The organism is Streptomyces sp. NPDC048182, from assembly GCF_043202555.1.
Classification (GTDB): Bacteria; Actinomycetota; Actinomycetes; order Streptomycetales; family Streptomycetaceae; genus Streptomyces.
Genome location: NZ_JBIDAQ010000008.1, coordinates 50,506 through 66,885, shown reverse-complemented (window position 1 = coordinate 66,885; position 16,380 = coordinate 50,506). Strand labels below are relative to the sequence as shown.

15 protein-coding genes and 2 pseudogenes are annotated in these 16,380 nt (G+C 75.2%); 7 read left to right on the top strand and 10 right to left on the bottom strand.

Annotated elements, in window-relative coordinates; translation table 11 throughout:
• Positions 1–204: 204 nt before the first annotated feature.
• Entirely contained in the window at positions 205–606 is a 402-nt protein-coding gene (locus ACGFZL_RS17690) for a hypothetical protein (protein WP_393692649.1), read from the bottom strand.
• Between the two features lie 92 nt (positions 607–698).
• On the opposite strand from ACGFZL_RS17690, the gene ACGFZL_RS17685 reads away from it, so the two are divergent.
• A complete protein-coding gene (locus tag ACGFZL_RS17685; RefSeq protein WP_355170309.1) occupies positions 699–1,475 on the top strand; it encodes an MBL fold metallo-hydrolase in 777 nt (258 codons plus the stop codon).
• Between the two features lie 35 nt (positions 1,476–1,510).
• Positions 1,511–2,140: a VTT domain-containing protein gene (locus ACGFZL_RS17680; RefSeq protein WP_355170578.1), complete on the top strand. Its 630-nt coding sequence runs from the start codon at positions 1,511–1,513 to the stop codon at positions 2,138–2,140.
• A 27-nt stretch (positions 2,141–2,167) separates the two neighbouring features.
• Here the strand turns inward: ACGFZL_RS17680 and ACGFZL_RS17675 are convergent, their stop codons facing one another.
• The 3 genes from ACGFZL_RS17675 to ACGFZL_RS17665 all read right to left on the bottom strand — a co-directional run bounded on the left by ACGFZL_RS17675 (position 2,168) and on the right by ACGFZL_RS17665 (position 4,773).
• The gene (locus ACGFZL_RS17675) at positions 2,168–3,268 is read right to left on the bottom strand and encodes an MBL fold metallo-hydrolase (RefSeq protein ID WP_393692647.1); all 1,101 of its coding nucleotides are present in this window, start codon (positions 3,266–3,268) and stop codon (positions 2,168–2,170) included.
• The gene (locus ACGFZL_RS17670; protein WP_393692645.1) at positions 3,265–4,518 is read right to left on the bottom strand and encodes an aminotransferase class I/II-fold pyridoxal phosphate-dependent enzyme; all 1,254 of its coding nucleotides are present in this window, start codon (positions 4,516–4,518) and stop codon (positions 3,265–3,267) included. The genes ACGFZL_RS17675 and ACGFZL_RS17670 overlap by 4 nt, the downstream gene beginning before the upstream one ends.
• Before the next feature lie 105 nt (positions 4,519–4,623).
• Positions 4,624–4,773 carry a hypothetical protein gene (locus ACGFZL_RS17665; RefSeq protein WP_393692643.1) on the bottom strand — a complete coding sequence of 50 codons (150 nt, stop codon included), beginning with the start codon at positions 4,771–4,773 and terminating at the stop codon, positions 4,624–4,626.
• A 1,517-nt stretch (positions 4,774–6,290) separates the two neighbouring features.
• Between ACGFZL_RS17665 and ACGFZL_RS17660 the strand changes: the two are divergent.
• A pseudogene (locus tag ACGFZL_RS17660) lies at positions 6,291–8,118 on the top strand (thiamine pyrophosphate-requiring protein).
• Here the strand turns inward: ACGFZL_RS17660 and ACGFZL_RS17655 are convergent.
• From ACGFZL_RS17655 to ACGFZL_RS17640, 4 genes are read right to left on the bottom strand one after another with little or no spacing between them, the layout of a single operon-like run.
• Positions 8,115–10,499, bottom strand: a complete 2,385-nt coding sequence (locus tag ACGFZL_RS17655; protein WP_393692641.1) for an ATP-binding cassette domain-containing protein — start codon at positions 10,497–10,499, stop codon at positions 8,115–8,117. The pseudogene ACGFZL_RS17660 and the gene ACGFZL_RS17655 sit on opposite strands and share 4 nt — an antisense overlap.
• Positions 10,500–10,546: 47 nt before the next feature.
• Positions 10,547–10,957, bottom strand: coding sequence for a VOC family protein (locus tag ACGFZL_RS17650; RefSeq protein ID WP_393692639.1), 411 nt, complete (start codon positions 10,955–10,957; stop codon positions 10,547–10,549).
• 10 nt (positions 10,958–10,967) lie between these two features.
• On the bottom strand, positions 10,968–11,408 hold the full coding sequence (locus ACGFZL_RS17645) for a helix-turn-helix transcriptional regulator (RefSeq protein WP_355170295.1): 441 nt from the start codon (positions 11,406–11,408) through the stop codon (positions 10,968–10,970).
• A 31-nt stretch (positions 11,409–11,439) separates the two neighbouring features.
• A complete protein-coding gene (locus tag ACGFZL_RS17640) occupies positions 11,440–11,586 on the bottom strand; it encodes a hypothetical protein (RefSeq protein WP_393692637.1) in 147 nt (48 codons plus the stop codon).
• Between the two features lie 200 nt (positions 11,587–11,786).
• Between ACGFZL_RS17640 and ACGFZL_RS17635 the strand changes: the two are divergent.
• From ACGFZL_RS17635 to ACGFZL_RS17625, 3 genes and pseudogenes are all read left to right on the top strand, one after another.
• Positions 11,787–12,195 (top strand): annotated as a pseudogene (locus tag ACGFZL_RS17635) (DUF2795 domain-containing protein).
• Between the two features lie 3 nt (positions 12,196–12,198).
• The gene (locus ACGFZL_RS17630) at positions 12,199–12,618 is read left to right on the top strand and encodes a CBS domain-containing protein (RefSeq protein ID WP_393692635.1); all 420 of its coding nucleotides are present in this window, start codon (positions 12,199–12,201) and stop codon (positions 12,616–12,618) included.
• Between the two features lie 4 nt (positions 12,619–12,622).
• Positions 12,623–13,165 carry a type 1 glutamine amidotransferase domain-containing protein gene (locus ACGFZL_RS17625; RefSeq protein ID WP_355170287.1) on the top strand — a complete coding sequence of 181 codons (543 nt, stop codon included), beginning with the start codon at positions 12,623–12,625 and terminating at the stop codon, positions 13,163–13,165.
• A 35-nt stretch (positions 13,166–13,200) separates the two neighbouring features.
• Here the strand turns inward: ACGFZL_RS17625 and ACGFZL_RS17620 are convergent, their stop codons facing one another.
• Positions 13,201–13,473: a DUF6158 family protein gene (locus tag ACGFZL_RS17620; RefSeq protein ID WP_355170285.1), complete on the bottom strand. Its 273-nt coding sequence runs from the start codon at positions 13,471–13,473 to the stop codon at positions 13,201–13,203.
• Between the two features lie 60 nt (positions 13,474–13,533).
• On the opposite strand from ACGFZL_RS17620, the gene ACGFZL_RS17615 reads away from it, so the two are divergent.
• Positions 13,534–14,658 (top strand): Vms1/Ankzf1 family peptidyl-tRNA hydrolase, encoded by a 1,125-nt coding sequence (locus ACGFZL_RS17615; protein ID WP_393692632.1) that lies wholly within the window; start codon positions 13,534–13,536, stop codon positions 14,656–14,658.
• A gap of 14 nt (positions 14,659–14,672) precedes the next feature.
• On the opposite strand, the gene ACGFZL_RS17610 is transcribed toward ACGFZL_RS17615, so the two are convergent.
• Positions 14,673–16,292: an ATP-binding cassette domain-containing protein gene (locus ACGFZL_RS17610; RefSeq protein ID WP_393692630.1), complete on the bottom strand. Its 1,620-nt coding sequence runs from the start codon at positions 16,290–16,292 to the stop codon at positions 14,673–14,675.
• Between the last annotated feature and the right edge of the window lie 88 nt (positions 16,293–16,380).

The following is a 16,380-nucleotide window of genomic DNA, read 5'->3' as shown; positions in this document are numbered from 1 at the left end:
AGGCCGGGGCCCGGAAGACGGGTCGGGGAGCCCGAGGGCTCGGGGCCAGTGGGAAGGCACGGGACCGGTGGACCGGGGATGCGCGCCGGGAGGCCGGGGCCGGGAGCCCAGGGCCGGGGGGGGCAGAGGACCGGGGCCGGGGGCGGAGGCCCGGGGCCGGGGGAACGGGGACGTGGGGGCGGGGCCCGGGAGGTCCCGGAGGGGTCAGCGGCCGTCGTAGCCGGCCGTCGGCATGGAGAGGCGGCGGTGCACGCATGCCTTCATGCGGGCGTCGTAGGCCGGTTCCGCGTGGCCGGCGGTCTCGACGCGCACTCCGCGCCGCGCGCACTCCTCGTTGAACGCGGCCACGGACGCCAGCGCGCTCTCCAGCACGCGGTGGCTGGGCGCCACGAACAGGTCGCGGCCCGGACGGACCCCCTCCCACAGCGCCTCGTGGTCCGCGCGCAGACCGCTGACCAGCAGCTCCCTGGCGACGACATAGCCCCGGTCCGCGGCCCAGCGGGCGCACATGGCGTGCTGGCTGCGGGAGTCGACCAGGAAGGGGTCGTCGTCAAGACGCTCCAGCGGCGTCAGACTCGCGATCGCCGTCACCCGCACCTGCCCCATGGCGTCCCCCTCGCCTCCCGCCACCTCCGGTTTCGCCGCCGACCCTACTCCTGGACGTACGCTTCGGGGAGTCGCACGAAGGAGGCAGCGCGGTGCCGGTGGAGGTCACCTGGTGGGGTCACGCCACCTGCACGGTCGAGGATTCGGACATACGGGTGCTGACCGACCCCTTGTTCACGCGCCGGCTCGCGCATCTGCGCCGCCGGCGCGGCGCGCCCCCGCCGCCCGAGGCGTGGCGCGCGGACATCGCCCTCGTGTCCCACCTGCACGCCGACCACCTGCACGTGCCCTCGCTGGCCAGGCTGGCGCCCGGAACCCGTCTCCTGGTGCCCCGCGGCGCGCCGCGCCAGGTGCCGGGGCTGCTGCGCCGGCTGCGCCACCTGCGGGTGAGCGAGGTGGCGCCGGGCGACGAGACGAGCGTCGGGGACCTGCGGATCCGGGCGGTGCCGGCTCGGCACGACGGGCGCCGGCTGCCGTTCGGCCCGCACCGCTCCCCCGCGCTCGGCTACGTGGTCGAGGGCGAGTCGCGGACCTACTTCGCCGGGGACACCGGCCTCTTCGACGGCATGGAGAAGGAGACGGGGCCGCTGGACACCGCGCTGCTGCCGGTGGGCGGCTGGGGGCCGGGCCTCGGTCCGGAGCACCTGGACGCCGAGCGGGCGGCCGAGGCGCTGGCCCGGCTCGCGCCGCGCGCCGCGGTGCCGGTGCACTACGGCACGTACTGGCCGATCGGGATGGACGGTGTGCGCCCCCACGAGTTCCACACGCCGGGCGAGGAGTTCGTGCGCCTGTCGGCGCTGCGCGCGCCCGGCGTGGCGGTCCACCTGCTCGGGCACGGTGAGAGTGTGCGGGTGGAGGTCGTACGGTGACCTGGCTGGCGGCGCCCTGGTACGGGGCGGCCGGAATGGGCGTAGTCGCCACGGTGGTGCCGACGGAGGCGACGCAGCAGGCGCTCGGCCTGCCGTCGCTGTTCCTGCTGGTGCTGATCGGCGCCCTGGTGCCGGTGGTGCCGACGGGGGCGCTGGTCAGTTCGGCGGCGGTGGTGGCGATGCACCAGACGCTGCCGTTCTCGATGCTGATGGTGTTCGTGACGGCCTCGCTGGCCGCGTTCCTCGGGGACATCGCGCTGTACTGGCTGGGGCGGCGCGGCGTCGGCTCGAAGAACGGCTCGCGGTGGCTGGAGGCGATCCGCTCGCGGGCGCCCGAGGACCGCCTGGAGCAGGCGCAGGCCAAGCTGTCCGAGCACGACGTCGCCGTCCTCGTGCTGTCCCGGCTGGTGCCGGCCGGGCGGATACCCGTGATGCTGGCCTGCCTGCTCGCGAAGTGGCCGCTGCGCCGGTTCGCGCGGGGCAATCTGCCGGCCTGCCTGGCGTGGGCGCTGACGTACCAGCTGATCGGCGTGCTGAGCGGTGCGCTGTTCGCCGAGCCGTGGGAGGGCGTGGCCCTGGCGATCCTGCTGACGGTGGTGGTCAGCGTGGTGCCCGGGCTGTGGCGGCGGCTGCTGCGGCGGGTCCGGCGGCCGGCCAAGGCGTAGGGGCGTGGTGCGGGCCGGGGGTGGTTCTCAGGCGGGGCCCAGTACCTGGGAGCCGCCGACGGCCAGGTCCCACAGGTGCTCGCGGGGCAGGCCGGCCCGGTGCCAGGCCGCGCGGACGCGGGTGAGCGGTTCCAGGACCGGTTCGGCGGACAGTACGAACGTGCCCCAGTGCATCGGCGCCATCCGGCGGGCGCCGAGGTCGCGGGCCGCGCGCACGGCCTCCTCCGGGTCGCAGTGCACGTCGCGGAGCCACCAGCGGGGGTCGTAGGCGCCGATGGGGAGCAGGGCCAGGTCGATGCCGGGGTAGCGGCGGCCGATGCGGGTGAACCAGTGGCCGTAGCCGGTGTCGCCGGCGAAGTAAACGCGCTGCCCGTCCGGGTCGGTGAGCACCCAGCCGCCCCACAGGGTGCGGCAGGTGTCGGTGAGGCTGCGCTTGGACCAGTGGTGCGCCGGTACGAAGTCGAAGCGCACGCCGCCCAGTTCGGCCGCCTCCCACCAGTCGAGGTCGGTGACGCGGGTGAACCGGCGCCGGTGGAACCAGCGGGCGAGCCCGGCCGGCACGAACACCGGGGTGTCGCGGGGCAGTCGGCGCAGGGTGGGGGCGTCCAGGTGGTCGTAGTGGTTGTGGCTGATGACGACCGCGTCGACGCGCGGCAGCGCGCTCCAGGGGACGCCGACGGGGGTGATGCGGGCCGGGGTGCCGAGGATGCGGCGGGACCAGACCGGGTCGGTGAGCACGGTCAGGCCGCCGATGCGCACGACCCAGCTGGCGTGGCCCGCCCAGGTGACGGCGACGGTGCGGGCGTCCACACGGGGCAGCGGGCCCGGCGCGTACGGCAGTCGGGGGATGTCGGCGAGGCCCTCGGGGCCGGGTCGGACCGCGCCCTCGCGGGCGAATCTGACCGTCGCGGCGAGGCCGGGCAGGGGCGTGGTCAGGCGGTCGTGGAAGGTGCGGGGCCAGAGCCGGTGCTCGGCCAGGGGGCGGGGGGCGGCGAGGACCGGCGGCGCCGAGGGGGGCGACGGGGGCGACGAGGTGGATGCGGGGGCGCTCGGAGCGGGCCGGGGCTGTTCCGTGCGAGACGTGCGGGACATGCGGGAGGTGCCGGACACGGGCGGCTGCTGCGTCATCGAGGAGGCTCCCCTCGCCGGGCGTCGCGGAGTTCGTCGAAGACCGTGCTCAGCGCGGTCAGCGCGCGTCGCAGGTGCGGCACGCGCAGCGGGTCGGGCGCGGCCAGGCTCTCCGCGCCCGCCCGGGTCCCGCCGTCCGCGCCGCCGGCCACCAGCGGGCCGGTGGACAGCCGCACGCGCAGCGCCTGGAGGTCGTCGCCGAAGCGGTGGCCGCCCGGCGCGGGCATGCCGAGCCGGGCGGTGAGGTGGTCCTCCAGGTCCTGGGCGTCGTCCACGCCCCGCGCGGCGAGCGCGTCGCGCAGCGGGCCGAGGTCGGCGTACAGATGGCGGCCGGCCTGCGGGGGCCGGGCGGTGGCGCCGGCGGCGACCACGGCGGCGTGCGCGGCGGCGGCCACCCGCGCGTGCAGCCGTACGGTGGCAGCGCGCCGGGTGGTGACCGGCTCGGGTTCGGCGAGCGCGTAGCCGGCCGCGACGGCGACGGGGGCCGCGATCCGGGCCTTGAGGGCGGTGAGCACGTCGAGCACGCGCGCGTGCAGGCCGCTTCCGGCGGCGGAGGGCGGGAAGCGGGCCACGGCGGCCGGCCAGCCGGGCGGCAGCAGGGCGCCGGCCAGGTCGGTGACGACGGTGACCCGCTCGGGCAGCATCTCGGCCGGGCTGAGCAGCACGGTGGCGTGCGGGTCGTGCACGGTGTCCCGCCAGGTCTCGTCGCTGACCAGGTGCAGGCCCTCGGCGGCGGCCGCCTCCACGGTCTCGCGCAGCGGCTCGGGCGGCGCGACGGTGCCGGTCGGGTCGTCGGCGACGGACAGCACGAGCAGGCGGGGCGCACCGCCCTCGGCGCGCACCCGGCGGACGGTCTCGAGGAGGGCGTACGGGTCGGGGACGCCGCCGGACTCGGCCGGGGTGGGGACGTGGAAGACGGGCCGGCCGAGCAGGCGCGCGTACGGTTCCCACCAGGCGGCGCAGGGGCGGGGCACGATCACGTCGCCGCCGAGCGCGGCGGTGAGGGCGAGCAGCAGGGCGCCCGCGCCGGGGGCGGCGGCCACGGGGCCCGGGGGCAGGCCGCGCCGGTCCCCGTATCCGTGGGCGGCGTCCAGCAGGGCGGGGGCGCCGCCGACGGGCTCCTCGCCGCCCCGGCCGGCCGCGGCGGCGAGGACGGCGGAGAGTTCGGGCAGGACGGGCAGTCCGTCGCCGGGGAACGGGGGCCCGAAGCGGACGGGGCCGTGTCCCCGGGGCTCCTCCTCGGTCCGCATCTCCGCCTCCGCGCAGTCCGTGCCGTGTCCTGTCGCCGCCGGGACGTCGACCTACCACGTACCCAGCACGCCGCCCGGCCATGGCTGCGGCCGGGGTCGCGTCGATCACAGCGTCCCGTCGCCGCCTCGCGGGCGGGGGCGCAGCCTGGTCAGCAGCCGGTGCCCGGCCGCCGCGCAGGCACCCGCGATCAGGGCGCCGCCGGCGGCAAGGACGGGCACGGAGTCGGTGAAGGTGCCGCCGGCTCCGGCGTGCACACCGTGCTCGGGGGCGGTATCACCGCCACCGCACGACTCACCTCGAGACGCGGCCCCCGCCTCCCCGTTGGGACAGGGCGGCTTGCCACCGGCGCAGGGCTCGCCCTGAGGGGGGCCGGCGTAGGCGGCGGGCACGGTGCGCTGGGCGGGGGCGCCGGGTGCGTCTGCGGCGCCGGGTGCGTCGGGTGCCTCGGCGGCGTCGGGCGCGGTCGGGTCATCGGGCGCGGCCGGGGCGTCAGGGGCTCCCGGGGCATCGGGGGCGGCGGGGCCCGGCGGAGCCGCCGGGGCATCGGGCGCGGCCGGGTCGCCCGGTGCCGCGGGCCGGTCGGGCGCCGCGGGGGCCTCTGGAGCGGCGGGGTTCTCCGGTGCTGCCGGTGGGGTGGGTGCGCCGGGCGCTTCATGGAACGCGGCGGCCCGCACCGCCTGCGGCACGGTTGCCGAGCGCGGGGCGACTCGCCCGCCCGGGGCCCCTTGGAACGCGGCGGCCTCCACCGGCTCCCGCACAGTCCCGCCGCGCGGCACCGCCCCCTCCGCCGGCCCGGCTTCCGGGCGCAGGGCGACTCGGGCGCTGGACGTCTCGTGGAGCGCGGTGGTGCTCCGCACCCTCCGCACCGCTCCGCCGCGCAGCGCCACCTCCTCCGCCGGTGCGGCCCCTTGGCGCCGAGCCACCCGTACGCCGACCACGGAGCCCCCACCGGGAGCGGCCTGCGCCTCGGGCGACGACCCCTCGCCGGGTAGGGCCTGTCCCTCGGGCAGGAGCCCCTCACCGGGGGCGGCCGGCTCCCCGGGCGCGAGTTCCTCACCGGGTGCCGGCTCCCCGGGCTCGAGGCCCTCGCTGGGCGCGACCCGCTCTCCGGGGACGAGTCCCTCTCCCGGCTCGGTCGGCTCCCCCGGCGGCATCCCCTCGTCGGGTACCGCCTCCTCCCCGGGCGGCAGTCCCTCGTAGGGCGCGGCACCCTCCCCCGCGTACGGCGCGGCACCCTCTTCCGGTACCGCTGCCTCTCCCGGCGCGGCCTCTCCGGAGGAGTACGGCGACGCGCCGGAGCAGCCGGGTGCGGTGGTGCCGGGTGGCTGCGGCGGGACGCCCGGTGCCGCCCGGCCGGGGCCCGTGGCGACGCCCAGGGCGGCGGCGGCCAGGACGGATACGGACAGGGCACGGGCGGCGCGGCGCAGGGGACGGGCGGTGCGGCGCATGGGACGGGCTCCTTCGAGCGACGGCTGCGGGCGTCGGGGCGGCACGCGCGCCCCGACGCCATCACAGCCCGCCCGCCCCGCCGGCGCGCGCCGCCGTGCGCCGTTCGCGGGAACGAGGCGCCCGGGCGGGTGAAGCGGGGGTTTCACCGAGCACCCCGCCCGCTCCGCCGACAGCGGACGGCAGACGGCAGACGGCGGGGCAGCGCCGCCCACCGAGCCCACGCCCCCGCTCCGAACCAAGACCCGCCGAGGTTTTCCGCCCCCGCCCGGGGTCACCCGTACCGCTGCCGTCGACCCCACCCCACCCCGCCCGGGAGGCCCGCATGAGCAGCAAGGTGTCCGATCACGTCCTCCAGCGGCTGCGGGACTGGGGCGTCGAGCAGGTCTTCGGATACCCCGGCGACGGCATCAACGGGCTGCTCGCCGCCTGGGGCCGGGCCGAGGACCGGCCGAGGTTCGTGCAGTCCCGGCACGAGGAGATGTCGGCCCTCCAGGCGGTCGGGTACGCCAAGTTCAGCGGCCGGCTCGGGGTGTGCGCGGCGACCTCGGGACCCGGCGCGATCCACCTGCTCAACGGGTTGTACGACGCCAAGCTCGACCACGTCCCGGTGCTGGCGATCGTCGGGCAGACCCACCGCAGCGCGATGGGCGGCTCCTACCAGCAGGAGGTCGACCTGCACAGCCTGTTCAAGGACGTGGCCTCGGAGTTCCTGGAGACGGTGACGGTCCCCGAGCAGCTCCCGAACGTCCTGGACCGCGCGATCCGCACCGCCTACGCGCGCCGCTGCCCCACCGCGGTGATCATCCCGGGCGACGTGCAGGACCTCGACTACTCCCCGCCCACCCACGAGTTCAAGATGGTGCCCGCCGGCCTGGACACCGCACCCGACCGCGCCGGCTGGACGGCCGTGCCCGACGAGGACGCGGTGCGCCGGGCGGCCGAGGTCCTCAACTCCGGTGACAAGGTGGCGATCCTGGTCGGCCAGGGCGCGGCCGGCGCCCGCGCCGAGGTGGAGCGCCTCGCGGAACTGCTCGGCGCCGGGGTGGCCAAGGCGCTGCTCGGCAAGGACGTGCTGAGCGACGAACTCCCGTACGTCACCGGCTCGATCGGCCTGCTCGGCACCCGCCCGTCCTACGAGCTGATGCGGGACTGCGACACCCTGCTGACCATCGGCTCGTCGTTCCCGTACTCCCAGTACCTCCCCGACTTCGGCCAGGCGCGCGGCGTGCAGATCGACATCGACCCGCAGAATGATCGGGATGCGATATCCCTACGAGGTGAACCTGGTCGGCGACGCGAAGGCCACCCTGGAGCGGCTGATCCCGCTGATCGAGCCGGGGCGCGGCGGCGAGTGGCAGGACACCGTACGGGACAACGTCACGCGCTGGCGCGACATCATGCGCCGGCGCGCGGAGCTCGACGCCGATCCGGTCAACCCGGAACTGGTGGCGTCCGCCCTCGACCCCCTGCTGCCAGAGAACGCGATCGTCACCTCCGACTCCGGCTCGACCGCCAACTGGTACGCCCGGCACCTGACCATGCGCCCCGGCATGCGCGGCTCGCTCTCCGGCACGCTGGCCACCATGGGCTGCGGGGTGCCGTACGCGATCGGCGCGAAGTTCGCCCACCCGGACCGGCCGGTGGTGGCCCTGGTCGGGGACGGGGCGATGCAGATGAACGGGCTCGCGGAGCTGATCACGGCGGCCAAGTACCGCCACCTGTGGGAGGATCCCCGCCTGGTGGTGGGCGTCTGGAACAACCGCGACCTCAACCAGGTCACCTGGGAGCTGCGGGCGATGGGCGGCGCGCCGTCCTTCGAGCCCTCGCAGGAGCTCCCGGACGTGCCCTACGCGGAGTTCGCCCGCTCCCTCGGCCTCACCGGCATCCGGGTGGAGAAGCCGGAGGAGGTCGAGGCGGCGTGGCGGGCGGGGCTCGCGGCGGACGGCCCGGCGGTGATCGAGTTCGTCACCGACCCGGCCGTACCGCCGATCCCGCCGCACGCCACCTGGGAGCAGATGGAGTCGACGGCCGCCGCCATCCTCAAGGGCGACCCGGACCGCGGCTCGGTCGTCAAGCAGGGCTTCAAGGCCAAGGTCCAGGAGTTCCTGCCGGGCGCGGGCCGCGGCAGGAAGGAAGACGACGGGGACTAGGCGCCGCCCACGTACGCCGCCAGGTGCTCCCCCGTCAGCGTCGAGCGCGCCTCGATCAGTTCGGCCGGCGTGCCCTCGAAGACCACCCGGCCGCCGTCGTGGCCGGCGCCGGGGCCGAGGTCGATGATCCAGTCGGCGTGGGCCATGACCGCCTGGTGGTGCTCGACCACGACGACCGACTTGCCGGCGTCGACCAACCGGTCGAGCAGGGCGAGGAGTTGCTCGACGTCGGCGAGGTGGAGGCCGTTGGTCGGCTCGTCGAGGACGTAGATCCCGCCCTTGTCGCCCATGTGCGTGGCCAGCTTGAGGCGTTGGCGTTCGCCGCCGGAGAGGGTGGTGAGCGGCTGGCCGAGGGTGAGGTAGCCGAGCCCGACGTCGGCGAGGCGTTCCAGGATCCGGTGCGCGGCCGGCAGGCGGGCCTCGCCCGCGCCGAAGAACGCGGCGGCCTCGGCCACCGGCATGGCGAGCACCTCGCCGATGTCCCGGCCGGCCAGGCGGTACTCCAGGACCGCCGGCTGGAACCGCCTGCCCTCGCACTCCTCGCAGGGCATCGCGACGCCCGCCATCATCCCGAGGTCGGTGTAGACCACGCCGGCGCCGTTGCAGGTGGGGCAGGCGCCCTCGGAGTTGGCGCTGAACAGGGCCGGCTTGACCCCGTTGGCCTTGGCGAAGGCCTTGCGGACCGGCTCCAGGAGGCCCGTGTAGGTGGCCGGGTTGCTGCGCCGGGAGCCGCGGATCGGGCTCTGGTCGACGGAGACCACGCCCGCGTCGGCCGGGATCGACCCGTGCACGAGGCTGCTCTTGCCGGAGCCGGCCACGCCGGTGACCACGGTCAGGACGCCCAGCGGGATGTCGACGTCCACGTCCCGCAGGTTGTTGGCGCGCGCTCCGCGCACCGGCAGCGTGCCGGTGGGCTTGCGGACGTCCTCCTTGACGGCGGCCCGGTCGTCCAGGTGCCGCCCGGTGATGGTGCCGGCGGCGCGCAGCCCCTCGACCGTGCCCTCGAAGCAGACCGTGCCGCCCTCGGTGCCGGCGCCGGGGCCGAGGTCGACCACGTGGTCGGCGATGGCGATGACCTCCGGCTTGTGCTCCACGACGAGCACCGTGTTGCCTTTGTCGCGCAGCCGCAGCAGCAGGTCGTTCATGCGCTGGATGTCGTGCGGGTGCAGTCCGGCGGTGGGCTCGTCGAAGACGTACGTGACGTCGGTGAGCGGCGAGCCGAGGTGGCGGACCATCTTCACGCGCTGCGCCTCGCCGCCGGACAGGGTGCCGGCGGGGCGGTCGAGGGAGAGGTAGCCGAGGCCGATCTCGGTGAAGGAGTCGAGGATGTCGCCGAGCCCCGCGAGGAGCGGCGCGACGGACGGCTCGGCCAGGGCGCGCACCCAGTCGGCCAGGTCGCTGATCTGCATCGCGCAGGCGTCGGCGATGCTGATCCCGGCGACCTTGGAGGAGCGGGCGGCCTCGGTGAGCCGGGTGCCGGCGCACTCGGGGCAGGTGGCGAAGGTGACGGCGCGTTCCACGAAGGCCCGGATGTGCGGCTGCATCGCCTCCTTGTCCTTGGCCAGCATGGACTTCTGGATCTTCGGGACGAGTCCCTCGTAGGTGAGGTTGACGCCGTTGACCTTCACCTTGACCGGCTCGCCGTGCAGGAAGGTGTGCAGTTCCCGCTCGGTGAAGTCGCGGATCGGCTTGTCGGGGTCGAAGAAGCCGGACTGGGCGTAGACGCCGACGGTCCAGACGTTGTCCGCCTTCCAGCCGGGGATGGTGAAGGCGCCCTCGGAGATCGACTTGGTGTCGTCGTAGAGCTGGGTGAGGTCGATGTCGGAGACCGCGCCCCGGCCCTCGCAGCGCGGGCACATCCCGCCGAGCCGGTTGAAGGTGGCCTTGACCGCCTTCTTGGCGCCGCGCTCCACGGTGATCGCGCCGCTGGCCCGGACCGAGGGCACGTTGAAGGCGTACGCGCCGGGTGGGCCGATGTGCGGGTCGCCGAGCCGGCTGAACAGGATGCGCAGCATGGCGTTGACGTCGGTGGCGGTGCCGACGGTGGAGCGGGGGTCGGCGCCCATGCGCTGCTGGTCCACGGTGATGGCGGTGGTCAGGCCGTCCAGGACGTCGACGTCGGGGCGGGCCGTGGCCGGCATGAAGCCCTGCACGAAGGCGCTGTACGTCTCGTTGATCAGGCGCTTCGACTCGGCGGCGACCGTGTCGAAGACCAGCGAGCTCTTGCCCGAGCCGGAGACTCCGGTGAACACCGTCAGGCGCCGCTTGGGGATCTCGACGCTGACGTCCTTGAGGTTGTTCTCGCGGGCGCCGTGCACGCGGATCAGGTCGTGGCGGTCGGCGGCGGGTGAGGCGGGGGCCGGGTGCGCGGCCTTGCTCATCGGGTCTCCATCGGCTCGGGTCTGCATCGGCTCGGGGTGCGGGTGGGTCAGCGCAGTTCCTGGATGCGGACCAGGTTGCCCGCCGGGTCGCGGAAGGCGCAGTCGCGGACGCCGTAGGGCTGCTCAGTGGGCTCCTGGACCACCTCGGCGTCGCCGGCCTGCACCTTCTCGAAGGTGCCGTCGAGGTCGTGGGTGGCCAGCAGGATCCAGCCGTAGGTGCCCTTGGCCATCATCTCGGCGATGGTGCGGCGCTCGTCGTCGGTGATGCCGGGGTCGGGGGCGGGCGGCGCGAGGAGGATCGACGTGCCGGGCTGTCCCGGCGGGCCGACGGTGATCCAGCGCATGGCGCCCTGGCCGACGTCGTTGCGCACCTCGAAGCCGAGGGTGTCGCGGTAGAAGGCCACGGAGGCGTCGGGGTCGTCGTGCGGGAGGACGGTGGTGTGAATGGTGAGGTCCATGTCCGTCACGCTAGTCACGGCCGGCGGCGGGCGCTTCTCGATTCCTGACCGGCCTGGTGACCTGCTTGGCCACGCAGGCAGGCAGCTCCGCCGGGGTCTCGGCCGCCGCCTTCCTGTAGGCGCTCGGGGGCATACCGACCAGCTCGGTGAAGCGCGTGGAGAAGGTGCCGAGGGAGGAGCAGCCGACCTCGAAGCAGACCTCGGTGACGCTGCGGTCGCCGCGGCGCAGCAGCGCCATGGCGCGCTCGATGCGCCGGGTCATGAGGTAGGAGTACGGGGACTCGCCGTAGGCGCGGCGGAACGCGCGGCTGAGGTGGCCGGCCGACATGTGCGCGCCGCGGGCGAGGGCCTCGACGTCCAGCGGCTGGGCGTACTCGCGGTCGATCCGGTCGCGGACGCGGCGCAGCCGGGCGAGGTCGGACAGGCGCGGTGCGGTGGCGTCGCTGGTCACCGGCGCATCGTGTCACACGCGGGACGAGGAGTCAGGGCGTCGCCGAGGAGGGGGCGGCGGCGGTCTCGGACGGCTCGGGCGGCGGCGCGGTCCACGGCAGCAGCACCTCCTCGTAGCGGCCCAGGGCGAGGAGCGCGCCGAGCATGATGACCGGGATGAGCACGGCGAGCACAGCCATGGTCCGACCTTCCCGTCAGGGTGGGCGTGCGCGGGGATGTGCGGGCGGTCCGGGTTCCCGGCGGTCGCGGCACAAACCCGCACGCCGGACCCGCCGTGCGCGCCGATGCGGAACGAGGCGGGCCCGGGTCGTGTCGGCTCGCGGTGGCCGGGTACGCGGTCGGCAGCCCCAAGGATGTCCCGAAGGATGTGGAGGGAGACATGCAGCGAGGCAGCGACCGGATGAGCGCCCACCGCGACGACGAGATGAAGCACGAACTCCAGGGCCTGCTCCGGTCCGGGCACCCGACCCGCACCGAGGAGTGGCACGATCCGGAACCCCGTCGCCGAGGACAGCCCGGACGTCGCGTCCGGGCCGGTGACCCCGGGCCGCGGGCCCACCTACCTGGAGGCCCTCCGGCTGGAACTGGCCCGGAACCTCACCCGGGGCACCTTCCCGGCCGGACCGAAGGAGCTGGGCCGGGCCCTGCGCCGGGGCAACGCCCCCGACGCCCTGGTCGAGGGCATGCAGCGGCTGCCGGACGAGGCGCGCTATGGCAATGTCCAGGAACTGGCGGTGGCCCTGACCGATTCCGGACGTCCTGACTTCCCGGGGCCGGGGAACCTGTAGGCCATGGCCGTATACGTGAAGGACGTGATGACTCCGGGCGTGGCCGCCGTCCGCCCGGAGTCCTCGCTGGTGGAGGCGGCGCAGCTGATGCGCACCCAGGACATCGGCGATGTGGTGGTGGCGGACGGACAGGAAGTCGTCGGTGTGCTCACCGACCGGGACATCACCGTGCGCGCCGTGGCCGAGGGCCTGGACCCGATGGCGGTGGCCGTGCGTGCGGTGTGCACCCCCGACCCGGTGGTGATCTCGCCGGACGACCCGGTGACGGACGCGATCGCGCTGATGCGGGAGCACTCCGTGCGCCGGCTGCCGGTCGTGGAGAACGGCCTGCCGGTGGGCATCGTCAGCCTCGGCGACCTGGCGGACGCGCTCGGCAGCGACGGTACCGGTCTCGGCGGGGACGGAACAGGAAAGGAAGCGTAGACGGATGCGTATCGCATTTCTCAGCGCGCCCGAGGGCGTGGAGCAGGTCGAACTGACCGAGCCGTGGCAGGCGGCGAAGGACGCGGGACACGAGCCGGTGCTCGTCTCCACGCAGTCCGGCGAGATCCAGGGCTTCAACCACCTCGACAAGGCGGACACCTTCCCCGTGGACGAGGTGGTCGGCGAGGCGTCGGCCGGCTCGTTCGGCGGCCTGGTCCTGCCGGGCGGCGTTGCCAACCCGGACTTCCTGCGCACCGACGAGAAGGCCGTGGCGTTCGTGAAGGACTTCTTCACGCAGGGCCGCCCGGTGGCCGCCATCTGCCACGCCCCGTGGACGCTGGTCGAGGCGGACGTGGTGCGCGGCCGGACGCTCACCTCGTGGCCGAGCCTGCGGACGGATCTGGAGAACGCCGGGGCGACCTGGGTGGACGAGCAGGTCAAGGTGTGCGACGGCGGCAGCAACGTGCTGGTCACCAGCCGCAAGCCGGACGACCTCAAGGCGTTCTGCGAGACCTTCCTCGCGGAGTTCGCGAAGGCCGCCGGCTGAGGACGCGCACGAGTGGGGCGACGCCGGGCAGGGGCTCACCCGCCCGGCGTCGCCCCGTTGCCGCAGCCGCGCTCCCGGGCGCCCTCGCGGGTGCGGCCCGCGGCGACGGGGCGGCGGGGGTTGCGCCGCAGCCACTCGCCCTCCAGGCGGGCCATCCGGTCGTTGTGGACGCGCAGTGCGTCGTTCGACCCGTAGAGCAGCGTGTCGTGGCGCGTGCGGTGGATGGTCTCCAGCTCCTTCATGAGCTGCTGGTCGTCCAGACGACCCGGATCCACCCCGCCGGCCTCCCGCGTGTCGTGTTCGTTCATGCGGCCCGGGTACCCGCCCCGCGAGCACAACCACCCCCGAGCGGTATCCGGGAGGCAACCATGAATCTCGCCTTTCTCCAGCCCCTCTACGACCACGAGGGCCCGTGGGCGTCCATCTACGTCGACCTGTCGCAGAACGCGGAGGACACCGCCCACCAGCGGGAACTGGCCGCCGCCGCGGTCGCCCGGGAGCTGGCCGGGCGGGGCGCGGACGAGGCGACCTGCGCGGCCGTGCGGGAGGCGGTGGAGGCGCTGCGCCACGCCTCCGACCCGCACGGGCGGGCCCTGTTCGCGCACGCCGGGCAGGTGGTTCTGGACCCGCCGCTGGCCCGGACCCCGCCGGGCGGGACCTCGGCCGACTGGGCGCCGCTGCCGCATGTCGCGCCGCTCCTGGAGCTGGCGGGCGAGGACCCGGTGTGCGTGGTGGCCTACGTCGACCGCAGGGGCGCCGACTTCGAGCTGCGCAGCGCGCTGGGCGACCGGGACGCGGGCGGGGTGACCGGCCGGCAGTGGCCGGTGCACCGCACCAGCAGCGCCGACTGGTCGGAGCGCCACTTCCAGCTGCGGGTGGAGAACACCTGGGAGCACAACGCGGCGGAGATCGCGGACGCCCTCGCGGTGTGCCAGGAGGAGACCGGGGCCGACCTGGTGATCCTGGTGGGCGAGGACCGCGAGCGGCGCAGTGTGCACGAGCGGCTGCCGAAGCGGCTGGCGGGCCGGGTTGTGGAGGCCGTCCACGGGGCGGGCAGCCGGCTGCTCGACGAGGATGTGGCGGGGCTGCGCGAGGACCATGTGCACGCCCGGGCCCGGGAGGACCTGGACCGCTTCCTGGCCGCGCGGGCCCCCGACGACGCGGGCCGGGCCGCCGCCGCGGAGGGCGTGCCGGCGCTGGTCGAGGCGGCGCGCGAGCACCGTATCGACGAACTCCTGGTCATCCCGGACGGCCCCGACACCCACCGTGAGGTGTGGATCGGCGAGGACCCCGACCAGCTGGCGGTGCGCCGTACGGAGCTGAGGACGCTCGGCGAGCAGAACTCCTTCGCGGCCCGCGCGGACGACGCCCTGCTGCGCTCGGCGGTGGCGACCGGCGCCCCGGCGATCGCGGTGACCCCGGCCCTGCCGGACGAGGACACGCCGGACGACGTGCCGGTGGGCGGCCTGGGCGCGCTGCTGCGCTGGCGCTGAGCCTTGGCGGTGGACTACCGAGCCCGCTCCACCCGCCGTTCGTCCCACACCGGCTCCGGGGTCTCGCGGAGCCGGCCGTCGCTGCCGAAGACGAGGTGGCGGTCGAAGGAGCGGGCGAACCAGCGGTCGTGGGTGACCGCGAGGACCGTGCCCTCGAAGCCCTCCAGGCCCTCCTGGAGGGCTTCGGCCGATTCCAGGTCGAGGTTGTCGGTCGGCTCGTCCAGGAGCAGGGCGGTGACGCCTTGGAGCTCCAGGAGCAGGATCTGGAAGCGGGCCTGCTGGCCGCCGGAGAGCCGGTCGAAGGGCTGCTCGGCCTGGAGGGTCAGCTCGTAGCGGCGCAGCCGGGACATGGCGGCGCCGCGGTCCTGGGCGTGCTCCGTCCAGAGGATGTCGAGGAGGGTGCGGCCGGTCAGCTCGGGGTGGGCGTGGGTCTGCGCGAAGTGGCCGGCCACCACGCGGGCGCCGAGCCGGAAGGTGCCGGTGTGGGCGACGTCCTCGCCGGCCAGCAGGCGCAGGAAGTGGGACTTGCCGGAGCCGTTGGAGCCGAGCACCGCGACCCGTTCGCCGTAGAAGACCTCCAGGTCGAAGGGGTGCATCAGGCCGGTCAGTTCGAGGCGCTCGCAGGTGAGGGCGCGCACGCCGGTGCGCCCGCCCTTCAGGCGCATCCGGATGTCCTGCTCGCGCGGCGGCTCGGGCGGCGGCCCGGCCTCCTCGAACTTGCGCAGCCGGGTCTGGGCGGCGGCGTAGCGGGAGGCCATGTCGTGGCTGACGGCGGCGGCCTGACGCAGGGTCAGCACCAGCTTCTTCAGTTGCGCGTGTTTCTCGTCCCAGCGGCGGCGCAGCTCCTCGAAGCGGGCGAAGCGCTCGCGGCGGGCCTCGTGGAAGCCCTCGAAGCCGCCGCCGTGCACCCAGGCGTCGGCGCCGGCGGGGCCGGGCTCGACCGAGACGATCTTCTGGGCGGCGCGGGCGAGCAGTTCGCGGTCGTGCGAGACGAACAGCACCGTCTTGCGGGTCTCGGCGAGCCGCTCCTCCAGCCAGCGCTTGCCGGGCACGTCGAGGTAGTTGTCCGGCTCGTCCAGGAGCAGCACGTCGTCGGTGCCGCGCAGCAGGGCCTCCAGGACCAGCCGCTTCTGCTCGCCGCCGGACAGGGTGCGCACCTGGCGCCACTGGGCCTGCTCGTAGGGGACGCCGAGCGCTGCCGTGGTGCAGATGTCCCACAGCGTCTCGGCCTCGTACCCGCGCGCCTCGGCCCAGTCGGCCAGCGCCTGGGCGTAGCCGAGCTGGGCGGCCTCGTCGTCCACGGTCATCAGGGCGTGCTCGGCGGCGTCGACGGCCGCCGCGGCCTCGCGGACGCGGGGCTGCGCGACGGAGACCAGCAGGTCGCGCACGGTGGACTCGTCGCGCACGGAGCCGACGAACTGGCGCATCACGCCGAGGCCGCCGCCGACGGTGACGGTTCCGCCGTGCGGCTTCAGCTCGCCGGACAGCAGCCGCAGCAGGGTGGTCTTGCCGGCGCCGTTGGGCCCGACCAGGGCCACCACCGCGCCCTCGCCGACCCGGAAGGACACGTCCCCCAGCAGGGTGCGCCCGTCGGGCAGGTGGTACTCCAGGTGTGCGGCTTCGAGATGACCCATGGGACCGGATTCTGCGGGTCCGGCCGGGTCCGCGGCAAGCTGGTTACGGCGGCGCCGGGCAGGGTGGGGTGCGCCACGTCACCGGCCC